This is a genomic window from Agromyces protaetiae (genome assembly GCF_030866785.1).
GTDB lineage: Bacteria > Actinomycetota > Actinomycetes > Actinomycetales > Microbacteriaceae > Agromyces > Agromyces silvae.
On record NZ_CP133018.1, the window covers coordinates 1,469,808 to 1,482,250 of the forward strand.

General features: G+C 71.5%; 6 protein-coding genes. All 6 read left to right on the forward strand.

Annotated features, from left to right (window positions below):
* Positions 1–50 precede the first annotated feature (50 nt).
* The 6 genes from QU602_RS06775 to leuC all read left to right on the forward strand — a co-directional run bounded on the left by QU602_RS06775 (position 51) and on the right by leuC (position 12,442).
* The gene (locus tag QU602_RS06775) at positions 51–5,432 is read left to right on the forward strand and encodes an Ig-like domain-containing protein (RefSeq protein WP_308799486.1); all 5,382 of its coding nucleotides are present in this window, start codon (positions 51–53) and stop codon (positions 5,430–5,432) included.
* 64 nt (positions 5,433–5,496) lie between these two features.
* Positions 5,497–6,465 carry an AAA family ATPase gene (locus QU602_RS06780; RefSeq protein WP_308799487.1) on the forward strand — a complete coding sequence of 323 codons (969 nt, stop codon included), beginning with the start codon at positions 5,497–5,499 and terminating at the stop codon, positions 6,463–6,465.
* Complete coding sequence (locus QU602_RS06785) at positions 6,462–7,760, forward strand: DUF58 domain-containing protein (protein WP_308799488.1); 1,299 nt, start codon at positions 6,462–6,464, stop codon at positions 7,758–7,760. The genes QU602_RS06780 and QU602_RS06785 overlap by 4 nt, the downstream gene beginning before the upstream one ends.
* Positions 7,757–10,141, forward strand: a complete 2,385-nt coding sequence (locus QU602_RS06790; protein WP_308799490.1) for a transglutaminase domain-containing protein — start codon at positions 7,757–7,759, stop codon at positions 10,139–10,141. Before QU602_RS06785 ends, QU602_RS06790 begins: the two co-directional genes overlap by 4 nt.
* A gap of 29 nt (positions 10,142–10,170) precedes the next feature.
* Positions 10,171–10,755, forward strand: a complete 585-nt coding sequence (locus tag QU602_RS06795; RefSeq protein WP_308799491.1) for an FHA domain-containing protein — start codon at positions 10,171–10,173, stop codon at positions 10,753–10,755.
* A gap of 172 nt (positions 10,756–10,927) precedes the next feature.
* Positions 10,928–12,442: a 3-isopropylmalate dehydratase large subunit gene (gene leuC / locus QU602_RS06800; RefSeq protein ID WP_308799492.1), complete on the forward strand. Its 1,515-nt coding sequence runs from the start codon at positions 10,928–10,930 to the stop codon at positions 12,440–12,442.
* Position 12,443 lies beyond the last annotated feature (1 nt).

The following is a 12,443-nucleotide window of genomic DNA, read 5'->3' on the forward strand; positions in this document are numbered from 1 at the left end:
GGTAGATCGCGGTCCACGCCTGGTGCCGTGGTTCCAAGACGTTCGCGAGGGTGGATCCGGGAGATGGCATGGGGTGGCTGAGCTCTCGTCTCGCTGCCCGGAAGTCCGTCGCGACGACGGCCGCCATCGCGGTGCTGGCCGGGGTGCCGATCGGCATCGCCGTGCTGCACCAGGGATTCCCGGTCACCGATCCCGACCTGCATGTCCGCGATGTATGGGTGACGAATGCGGAAGAGCTCGCGGCGGGGCGCTTGAACCGGCAGATCGAGGAGCTGGATGCCTCGGTCGCGACGACCTCCAGCGAGGTCGACGTCATGCAGCACGGCGACGACGTGTTCCTCTACGACGCACCTGCCGGCGCGGTGGAACGCGTCGACCCCGCGTTCACCACGCTCGTGCAGCGCATCGACGTGCCGCCCGCGTCGACGATCGCCTACGGCGGCGACGTGCTCGCGGTGCTGTCACCGCGCGGTGAGCTGTGGACCATCCAGGCGAACGGCGAGCTCTCGTTCGACTGGCGGGGCACCGATCCCGTGGCCGAGCTCGGTGCTGACGGCGACGTCGCCGTCAGCGCGAAGGGCACGGTGTTCGCGACGAACCCCGATGACGGGCTGCTCGTCGAGCTCGAGCGCGGCGCCGACGAGCCGACGCAGCGCGAGGTCGGCGGGCTCGGCGCGCACGAGCTCGCCGCGGTCGGCGAGCGTGCCGTCATCTTCGACCGCGAGGCCGACACCGTCATCGTCGACGACCGGCGCATCGAGCTTCCCGAGTCCGCCCTGCGGCTGCAGCAATCGGGCCCCGAACACGACGACGTGCTCGTCGCGACGGCCGCCTCACTGCTCGAGGTGCCGCTCGGCGGTGGCGACATCCGCGAGACCGCGCACGAGGGAGCGCAGCCCGCGAGCGACGCGGAAGGCCTCGCTGCGCCCGTGCGCGTCGGGGCATGCGTGCACGCCGCCTGGGCCGACGCGGGCCGGTACCTCGCGCTCTGCGACGGCGAGGACGAGCCGCGCCGCATCGACCTCGAGCAGCCGACCGCCGGTGCTCGGCTCGAGTTCCGCGTCAACCGCGACGTGGTGGTCCTGAACAACCTGACCAATGGCGACTCATGGCTCGTCGACTCGGACCTCCGGCTCGTGGACAACTGGGAAGAGGTCACCCCGCCCGAGGAGACCGACGAGCTCGAGGGCGAAGAGAAGAGCTCGCAGCAGACGTTCGAGGACACGCTCGCCGAGCGCACCGAGGTGAACCGGCCGCCGGTCGCGCGCGACGACGACTACGGTGTGCGCCCCGGCCGCACCACGATCATCGAGGTGCTCGAGAACGACACCGACCCCGACGGCGACGTGCTCACGATCGCCGCGACGAACGGCGTGCCCGAGGGCGCGGGCACGCTCGACCTGATCGACGGCGGTCGGGCGCTGCAGTTCACCCCGGCCGAGGGCGCGGCGGGCACCACGTCGTTCCGGTACACGGCCGACGACGGGCGCGGCGGCGTCGCCGAGGCATCCGTCAATCTGCGCATCGTGCCGGACTCCGAGAACTCGCCGCCGGTCGCACTGCGCAACGGCGCCGTGAGCGTCGAGCAGGGGCAGCACATCTCGTACAACCTGCTCGCCGACTGGAACGATCCCGACGGCGACGACCTCTTCCTCGTCGACGCATCGCCGACGGGCGGCGACGTCGTGCGATCCAGCCCCGACGGCTACGTCACGTTCGAGCACAAGTCCGCCGAGCTCGGCCTCAAGGAGGTCGCGTACACGGTCTCCGACGGGCGGGCGTCGGCCTCCGGCACGTTCACCGTCGACGTGAAGCCCACAGGCTCGCTGAACCCCGTCGGCACGCCCGACTACGCGCAGACGTTCGTCGGCGAGACGGTGGTCGTCGAGCCGCTGATCAACGATCTGTCGCCGTCGGGGGCGCCGCTGCAGCTGCTGGGCGTGCAGGACCCGCCCGAGGGCGCGTCGGTGGTGGTCAACCCCGAGCGCGGCACCATCGCGGTCACGAGCACGACGCCGGGCGAACTGGTCTTCCTCTACGACGTCGGCGCGGGCACGAACGTGAGCGTCGGGCTCATCCGGGTGCAGGTCGTCGAGCCGCCCGCCGACGCGCCGCCGCCCATCGCGGTCACGGACACCGCCTATCTGCGGCCGGGGGAGCCGACCTCCGTGTCGGTCCTCGCGAACGACGTCTCGCCGTCGGGCCGCGTGCTCGCGGTGCAGTCGATCGACGACACCGGCACCGAAGGGCTCGTATCGGTCGAGCTCATCACGAACACGGTCGCGCGCGTGAGCGCGTCGGAGGCGATCGACCGGCAGCTGCAGTTCGAGTACGTGGTGTCCGACGGCATCAACACCGCGACCGCGACCGTCACCGTGGTGCCGGTGCCGCCGCTCGTGAAGCATCAGCCGCCGGTCGCGGTCGACGACAGCGCGATCGTGCGCGCGGGCGACATCGTGTCGGTGCCCGTGCTCGCGAACGACTACCACCCCGATGCGGCGTCGTTCGCGTTGCTGCCCGAACTCGACCAGTCGGGCGCCGCCGACGGTCTCGCCTTCGCCGACGGCGACCGGATCCGGTTCCAGGCGCCCGACTCGCCCGGCGTGCGCACGGTCGTGTACACCATCGGCGACGACACCGAGCAGATCGCGCGCGGCACGCTCACCATCACCGTGGTGGGCCGCGACGCCGAGAACCGGCCGCCCGTGCCGACGCCGCAGACCTCCCGCACGTTCGCCGGCTCCGCGGTGAAGATCGACGTGCCGCTCGACGGCATCGATCCCGACGGCGACTCGGTGGTCATCAGACAGATGGGCGTCGCGCCGAGCCTGGGCCGGATCATCGAGCGGACGAGCACGTCCTTCACCTACGAGGCGTTCGACGGCGCCAGTGGCACCGACACCTTCACCTACGAGGTCGAGGACGCGCTCGGCGCCACGGCCACCGGGACCATCCGCATCGGCGTCATCCCGCGGCCCGCGGTCCAGCTCCCGCCCACCGCGGTCGACGACGTCATCGAGATGAAGCCGGGCCGCACCGTCGGCGCCGAGGTGCTGCTCAACGACACCGACCCGAGCGGCTACTCGCTGCACGTCGCCGACCTGCCCGAGATCGACGAGGGCATCGAGGCCGAGATCCGCGACCGACGGCGCGTGGTCGTGACCGCGCCCGAGCAAGAGGGCGCGTATGTGATCCGGTACCAGATCTCGAACGGGCACGGTGGCGTCGACACCGCGTTCCTGCAGGTGATCGTCAGCGAGGACGCGGTCATCGACCCGCCCACCGCCGAGGACCAGGTCATCGAGCCCTCGCAGGTGGTCGCGGGCGAGAGCGTGACGGTCGACCCGCTGCGGGATGCGACGAACCCGGGCGGCCTGGTCGAAGACCTCGTCGTGAGCCTCGAGGGACCCAACGCGGGCCGCGCCGAGCTGGAGAACGACGGCACCATCACCGTCGAACCCGGCCGGGACCGGTACGCGGTCGCGTTCCGGCTCACCAACGAGCTCGACGACCTCTCCGCCATGGCGTTCGTCATCGTGCCGCCGATCCCGACCGGCGAGGACGAGCCGTCCGAGACGCAGCGGCCGAAGACCCAGGAGGAGCTCGACGCCGAGGAGCGGGCGAAGTTCCCCGCCCCGCACCTCAAGTCCCTGCCCGAGATCATCGTGCCGATGAACGGCAGCGAGGAGTGGAACGTCAACGATCTCGTGGAGGTGCCGTCGGGCCAGCCCGCGACGATCCTCTCGGCGACCGCGTCGAACGCCCGGTCCGAACCGTTCGTCGGCCCCACGCAGCTGCGCTTCCAGCCCGAGACCGACTATCGCGGGCCCGCGACGCTCACGTTCGAGGTCACCGATGGATCGGGCGCCGACGACCCCGTCGGCCGCACCGCGGTCCTGACCCTGCCGATCACGGTCGGGGACCCCGGCTTCAACGACGTCCCGCCGGCATTCACCCCGCGCACCGAGGACATCGAGGCCGGCGAGGGCGCGTTCGAGATCGATCTGCGCGCCTCGACGGATCAGCCGAACCCGGAGAACATCGAGAAGGTGTCGTACGGCAACCTGCAGGGCACTACCGCCGAGATCGAGGCCTCGATCGTCGGCGGCGACACCCTGCAGGTCTCCGCGCCGCTCGGAGTGCAGCCGGGCACCTCCACGCGGCTCACCTTCGACCTCTCGTTCAACGAGTTCACGGTCCCCGGGTACGTCGACGTGAAGGTGGTATCGTCGTCGCGCCCGAAGGCCCGCGCCGTGAACGACCCGTCGACCGGTGAGATCGAGGTGAAGCGCGGCGGCAGCCGGACCATCGACGTGCTCGCGAACGACTTCAACCCGTTCGCGCAGGACGGCGTGCCGCTCACCGTCATCGGTGCCGAGATCGCCCAGGACAGCATCGGCTCCAACGCATCGGTGTCGTTCACGCCCGAGGACATCACGGTGCGCACGGGTTCGGCGTTCACCGGCAATCTCAGTGTCATCTACCGGATCGCCGACGGCACGAAAGATCCCGCTCGCGAGGTGCAGGGGTACGCGACCATCGTCGTGCGCGACGTCCCGGATGCGCCGGGCGCCCCGACGGCGAACGCGGGCGACGGCTCCGCGACCGTGCGCTGGAATACGCCTGCGAACAACAACTCGCCCATCCAGAACTATGTGGTCACCTGGAACGGCGGCTCGCAGACCTTCGGCGCGGATGCAGCGGGCACGAACCAGACGATCGACGGCCTGCGGAACGGCACGGGATACCGGTTCTCGGTGCATGCCATCAACCGCATGGGCGACGGTCCCGTGTCGAATCCGTCGTCCGAAGTGACCCCATGGGGCACGCCGACGGCGCCGCGGTCGCTCAGCCTCTCGAAGGGCGGCGACGCCCCCACGAACGTCCGCGCCGACTGGAACGTGCCGAGTGACACCGGCGGCGGCGGGATCTCGTACCGCGCGAGGATCAACGGCGGCGGCTGGCAGACGGTCAACGGCACGTCGACGTCGTGGGGCGGGATCGGCGCCGGCACGCACACCGTCGAGGTGTACGCCGTGAACGGCGGCGGCAAACAGGGCCCGGTCGCGTCGCAGCGCATCGTCGTGAACGATCCGCCGCCCCCGCAGCCGTCCGGCACGATCGGCAAGGGCCCGAGCCGTGGCTGTCAGAGCGGTGGTGGCGGCTGCGCCGAGGTGCGCATCTCGTGGCAGAACATGGACCCGGGTCAGTACCGGGTGTACGCGACCACCAACGGCGGTCCGTGCTGCGGTTACCAGCAGACGGTCCAGGTGGGTGCGAGCGGACAGCTCCAGCTGCTCAACCACCTCGGGATCCGGGCCGCGAACGAGACCATCGCGGTGCGCTTCGAGGCCATCAGCGGCGGCACGTCCCGCACGCTGGGTGCGATCAGCGGAAGCCAGTGGAACAACCTCGGGTACAACACGTGGTGACTCGCGGCACCGACCCACGTGCACGGCCCGACCGACGTGCGAGCACAGAACGAAGGATGACGTCATGGCAGTGACCCAAGAACAGGCCGAGTGGTTCCAGGACGCGTTCGGGCGCCTGGTCGACAACATCGACCGCGCCATTCTCGGCAAGCGTGAGGTGATCTCCCTCGTGCTGACCGCGATGCTCTCCGACGGGCACGTGCTGCTCGAGGACTTCCCGGGGACCGGCAAGACCGTGCTCGCGAAGGCGCTCGCGAACACGCTCGACGGCACGCACTCCCGTATCCAGTTCACGCCCGACCTGCTGCCCTCCGATGTCACGGGCGTGACGATCTACGACCAGGGCAAGGGCAAGTTCGAGTTCCACCGCGGGCCAATCTTCGCCTCGATCGTGCTCGCCGACGAGATCAACCGCGCGAGCCCCAAGACGCAGTCGGCGCTTCTCGAGGTCATGGAGGAGGGCCGGGTGACGGTCGACGGCGTGGGCTACGACGTCGACCAGCCGTTCATGGTCATCGCGACCCAGAACCCGGTCGAGCAGGCCGGCACGTACGCGCTGCCCGAGGCCCAGCTCGACCGGTTCCTGATCAAGACCTCGCTCGGCTACCCCGACCACGACACCGCCGTGACGCTGCTGCTCGACTCGGCGAACCGGGCGCGGGCGACGGGCGTGAGCCCGATCATCGCCTCGGCGTCGATCACGACGATGTCGCAGCTCGCCTCCGAGGTCTACGTCGACGCGGCCGTACTGTCCTATCTGAACGAGCTGGTGTCGGCGACCCGCACGCACGCCGATGCGGCGCTCGGCGTGAGCATGCGCGGCGCGCTCGCGCTCGCGCGCGCGGTGAAGACCTGGGCGATCGCGCACGGCCGCACGTACGTCACGCCCGACGACGTGCGCGAGCTCGCCGTGGCGGTGCTCGCACACCGCATCATCGTCGACCCCGAGGCGGAGTTCACGGGCGTGACGGCCGAAGACATCGTCGCGCAGGCGCTCGTCGACGTGGCGCCGCCGGCGTACCGGGCGGCATGACGACGACCGATCAGGGCCCCGCTCCGCGGATCTCTCAGACACGCATCGCCTTCGGCACGGTGGGGGGTGCGCTCAGCCGCGCCTTCGCCGGGCTCGGGGCGCGCGCCGCGTCCGCCGGCCGCCGCGTCGCGAGCGCGGCGCGCCCGGTCACGGGCGTGATCTCGACGATCGGATGGCTCGTGCTCGCCGCCTCGCTCATCGCGGGCCTCGTCGCGCTGGTGTTCGGGTGGGTCGAGTTCGCGTTTCTGAGCGCGACCCTCGCGGGCGCGGTGCTGGTCGCGGTGCCGTTCGTGTTCGGGCGGATGAGGTACCGCGTCACGGTCGAGCTCACGCCGCGCCGTGTGGTCGCGGGCGAGCGGGCGTACGGCAGGCTCGTGGTGGTCAACGACGGCACCACCCCCTCGGTGTCGTCGCGCGTCGAACTGCCCGTCGGTGACGGCAGCGCGGAGTTCCGCATCCCGCCGCTGGCTCCGGCGGCCGAGCACGAAGAGCTGTTCGCGGTGCCGACGCACCGGCGTGCGGTGATCGTCGCGGGGCCCGCGGTCTCCGTGCGCGGCGACGAGCTCGGGCTGCTCAGGCGAACGGTGCGCTGGAACGACCCGGTCGAGCTCTTCGTGCATCCGCGAACCGCGCGGCTGAAGCCCTCGGCGGCCGGGCTCGTCCGCGACCTCGAGGGCGAGATCACGAAGACGATCACCGATCACGACATCTCCTTCCACGCGCTGCGCGCGTACGAACCAGGAGATCCGCTCCGCAACGTGCACTGGCGGAGCTCGGCACGGACCGGCCGGCTCATGGTGCGCCAGTACGAGGAGACCCGTCGTTCGGAGCTCGTGCTGCTGCAGGCGACCGCGACGGACCACTACGCCGACGAGGACGAGTTCGAACTCGCGGTCTCGGTGTTCGCGTCGATCGGCGTCCAGGTCATCCGCGACCGGACCAAGATCACCGCCCGGACCGAGGGCCAGCGGCTTCGCACCTCGACGCCGACGAGCCTCCTCGACGATGCCAGCCGCATCGACTCGACGGCCGCCGGCAGCTCGCTCCGCGAGTTCGTCCGCGAGACCGTGCGCCGCACGCCCGCGGCGAGCGTCGTGATGCTCGTCGTCGGATCCGGTGCCGCGCTCGCGGAGGTGCGATCGGTCGAGACCGTGCTGCCCTCGGATGCGCAACTGTTCGTGTTCCGCGCCCAGCGCGACACCGAGGCGAAGATCGCCCGGATCGGCGGCACCGCGGTCGCGACCGTGGGCGAGCTCGGCGAGCTGCCCGCGGTGATCCGGAAGGTGCGGCCATGACGCGCATCCCGGCCGCGACGATCGGCGATCTCGCGGTGCTCTCGGTGCTCAGCCTGCTCGCCGTGATCGGCTATCAGACGAGCTTCGGCGACGCGGACTTCCTGCTCGCCGCCGTGGGCGGCCTGCTCGTCGGCACCGGTGCGGCCGTCGCCGGGACGCTGCTGCGGCTCGGCGTGCTGAACACGGTGCTCCTCGGCTTCGCCGCGTACTTCGTGCTCGGCACGCCGTTCACCATGCCCGGGCGCGGCATCGGCTTCGTGCTGCCGAGCCTCGACTCGCTCGCGGGCCTCGCGCTCGGTGCCGTCTACGGCTGGGCCGACATCGTCACGATCGGCACGCCGGTCGAGGCGCCGTACTACGTCGCCGCCGTCCCGTACGTCGCCACGTGGGTCGTCTCGCTCGTGGGCGGCATGCTCGTGCTGCGCTGGCTTCCGCGCCGGCGCACCGTGCTGCGGGCGGCGGTGCTGCTCATCGGGCCGATCCTCCTGTACCTCTCGGGCATCCTGCTCGGCACCGACCAGGCCTATCTCGCGGCCGTTCGCGGGGTGGCGTTCGCGGTCATCGCGCTCGTCTGGCTCGCCTGGCGCCGTCGCGCGGGTGCCGACGCGGGAGGTGTCGTCGAGGCCGAGCGGCGGTCCGATGCGCGCCTCATCGGCCGGCGCGTCCGCGGCATCGCGATCGTCGTCGCCGGGGCGGTCGCTGTCGGCAGCCTCGCCGGGCTGGCGTGGGCGCCCGTGGCATCCGACCGGTTCGTGCTGCGCGAGGAGATCGTGCCGCCATTCGACGCGCGTGAGTTCCCCAGCCCGCTCGCGGGCTTCCGGAACTACACGAAGGACCTCGTCGAGGAGCCGCTGTTCACCGTCTCCGGCCTCGAGCCCGGCGACGTGATCCGGCTCGCGACGATGGACTCCTACACGGGCCGGCTCTGGAACGTCGCCGGCCCCGAGGCCTCCGCCGCGGACGGCGGCTACGCGATCGTCGGCGAGGCGCTGCCCGAGCCCGCGCTCGCCGACCTCGGCAGCGGGCGCGACGTCGAGATCACGGCCTCGGGCTACGACGACGTGTGGGTGCCGAGCGTCGGATACGGCTCGTCCATGCGCTTCACCGATGCGGAGAGCTCGGCGCGCGCCGGCGATCTCCGGTACAACGCGGACGCGGGCACGGCGGTGCTGACCAGCGGCGTCGAGTCCGGCACCGCCTACGAGCTCTCGACGCGCGTGCAGCGCGAACCCGACACCGAGCAGCTCATCGACGTGCCGGTCGCCCGGGTCGACCTGCCCGCCATCGAGAACCTGCCCGACGTCGTCGCCGCGAAGGCCGAGGAGTACGCGGGCGATGCGCCGAGCGCGATCGAGCAGCTGCGCGCGATCGAGACGGGGCTGAAGACCAACGGCTTCCTGAGCCACGGTCTCGCCTCGGATTCGGTGGCATCGCGAGCCGGGCACGGCGCCGACCGGCTGATCGAGCTGTTCACGAGGTCGCAGATGGTCGGAGATGAGGAGCAGTACGCGGCGGCGATGGCCCTGATGGCCCGTCATCTCGGCTACCCGGCCCGGGTCGTGATGGGCTTCGCGCCCGAGATCAGCGAGAACGATGAGGAGGTCGAGGTCCTCGGCGGGGATGTGACCGCGTGGGTCGAGGTGCCGTTCGAGGGAATCGGCTGGATCTCGTTCCGGCCGACCCCCGACCAGGTGGACGTACCGCAGGAGCAGACGCCGAAGCCGAAGAGCGAACCGCAGCCGCAGGTGCGGCAGCCGCCGCGCAGCGAAGCCGTCGAGGATGAGCTGCTGACGACCGTCGAGATCGACGAGACCGACGACGAGGACCGCGAGCAGCCGTTCCAGATCCCGGGCTGGGTCTGGGTCGTGGCGGGCGCGGTCGGCATCCCCGCGCTCCTCGTGTTCGCGCCGCTGCTCGTGGTGGCGCTCGCGAAGCGCCGGCGTCGCGAACGCCGGCGCCGTGCGCGACCCGACCGCAGTGCTGCCGGTGCCTGGGACGAGCTGGTCGACCGGTATCTGGAGCTGGGCTTCGAGCCGCCGACGCGCGCGACCCGGCTGCAGGTCGCGGCCGAGCTCGAGCGTCAGGCCGCGCAGCAGGGGCTCGCGGAGCAGGGCGAGCCGGTCGCCACGCTCGCACCGCTCGCCGCGGCGGTCGATCGCGACGTGTTCGCGGGTGGCGAGGTCGAGAGCGAGGTCGCCGATCGCCGGTGGACCGAGGCGGATGCCGCGGCGGCGGCCGTCTCGGCGGCCGCCGGCGGTGTGCGGCGGCTCGTGAGCCGGTACCGGCTGGCCAAGCGGCGGGCGAAGCCGGGTGCCGGCGAGCGTGACACGTCAGCGCGCACGTCGCGGAGGTCGCGTCGGAAGCCCGGCGCGGATCGATAGGGCCCGAGGCGGATCGATAGGGTGAGTGTGTGAACGACGGCATCGAGCAGACGGGCGATCCCGGCTTCATCGTGCCGCCGCCAGGGCTCGTTCCCGATGCCCCGGCGGCCGCACCGGCGACCACCAAGCGACCGCGTTCGCGCCCGGTGGAGCGCTCACTGCCGACGTTCACGCCGGCCACGGCCGCGGTGCCGGCGCCCGGCGTGGTGCTACCTGGCGCGGCGCCCGTGGCGCCGCCGGCACCGGCCGCACCGCCCCCGCAACCCGCCGCCTCGCCCTCGCAGGGCTGGCGCCTCATGGGGGAGGGGCCGGTCGAGGTCATCGTCACGCGCCGCGCGCTCCTCGGCCGCGCACCGGACCGGAGCGCGTCGCCCGTGCCGGACGCCGAACCGATCGTGGTGAACGACCCGGCACGCACGGTCTCGAAGACGCATGCCGTCGCCGAACCGGGCGACGGCGTGCTGCTGGTCACGGATCTGGGGTCCACGAACGGCGTCCGCATCGAACGGGCGGGTGCGGCTCCGACCGAGGTCGCGCGCGGGGCCACGGCCGCGGTCGCCCACGGCGAGGTCCTCGTGCTGGGCGAGTTCCGGCTGATCGCGACGGCGTTCTGACCGGCGACGCGCGGCCCGCCCGCATTCGAACCGGGCATCTCCGACGGTGTACCCTTGTTCCGTGCGCGCGCCTCGACTTCTCCTTCGGTGCCGCGGCGGGGCCTCGATCTAGGCCATCCCCGCCGCGGAGTCTGTCGACGGCTGCCCCCCACAGAACCGAGGAAGACATCGCATGAACGACGCCACCGAGCGCACCGAGAGCGCCGGCCACGAGCAGACCGGCCCCCGCACCCTGGCCGAGAAGGTCTGGGACGCCCATCTCGTCAAGAAGGGCGAAGACGGCACTCCCGACCTCATCTACATCGACCTGCACCTCGTGCACGAGGTGACCAGCCCGCAGGCGTTCGACGGTCTGCGCATGGCAGGCCGGCCGGTGCGCCGCCCCGACCTCACCATCGCGACCGAGGACCACAACACGCCCACGTGGGACATCGACAAGCCGATCGCCGACCTCACGAGCCGCACCCAGATCGAGACGCTGCGCCGTAACTGCGCCGAGTTCGGCATCAGGCTGCACTCGCTGGGCGACAAGGAGCAGGGCATCGTGCACGTCGTCGGGCCTCAGCTCGGGCTCACGATGCCGGGCATCACCGTCGTCTGCGGCGACTCGCACACCTCGACGCATGGCGCGTTCGGGGCGATGGCGTTCGGCATCGGCACCAGCGAGGTCGAGCACGTCATGGCGACGCAGACTCTGCCGCTGAAGCCGTTCAAGACCATGGCCATCAACGTCGAGGGCACGCTGCGGCCCGGTGTCACGGCGAAGGACATCATCCTCGCGGTGATCGCGAAGATCGGCACCGGCGGGGGCCAAGGGTACGTGCTCGAGTACCGCGGCAGCGCCATCCGTGCGCTGTCGATGGACGGACGCATGACGATCTGCAACATGTCGATCGAAGCCGGCGCCCGCGCCGGCATGGTGGCGCCCGACCAGACGACCTACGACTACCTCCGCGGTCGCCCGCACGCGCCTGAGGGTGACGACTGGGAGGCCGCGGTCGCGTACTGGGACACGCTCGCGACCGATGAGGACGCGACGTTCGATGCCGAGGTGTTCATCGACGCCGACGAGCTCGAGCCCTTCGTGACCTGGGGGACGAACCCCGGCCAGGGCGTGTCCCTCAGCGAGCGCGTCCCCGACCCGGCGTCGATCGTCGACCAGCATGAGCGCGCCGCCGCCGAGCGCGCGCTCGAGTACATGGACCTCGAGGCGGGCACGCCGCTGAAGGACATCCGTGTCGACGCCGTCTTCATGGGGTCGTGCACGAACAGCCGCATCGAAGACCTCCGCGCGTTCGCCTCCATCATCGAGGGCCGCACGAAGGCCGAGGGCGTTCGCGTCATGGTCGTCCCCGGCTCCGCGCGGGTCCGGCTCGAAGCCGAAGCCGAGGGCCTCGACAAGGTGTTCACCGACTTCGGTGCCGAGTGGCGGTTCGCCGGGTGCTCGATGTGCCTCGGCATGAACCCCGATCAGCTCGCCCCGGGCGAACGGTGTGCGTCTACCTCGAACCGGAACTTCGAGGGCCGGCAGGGCAAGGGCGGGCGCACGCATCTCGTGTCACCGCTCGTCGCAGCCGCGACCGCGATCCGCGGCACGCTGTCCAGCCCGTGGGACCTCGAGCATCGCCCCCGGCACGTGCAGGAGCCGACGCTCGAAGCGGCCGGCGCGACCGCGGAAGGGAACTGAC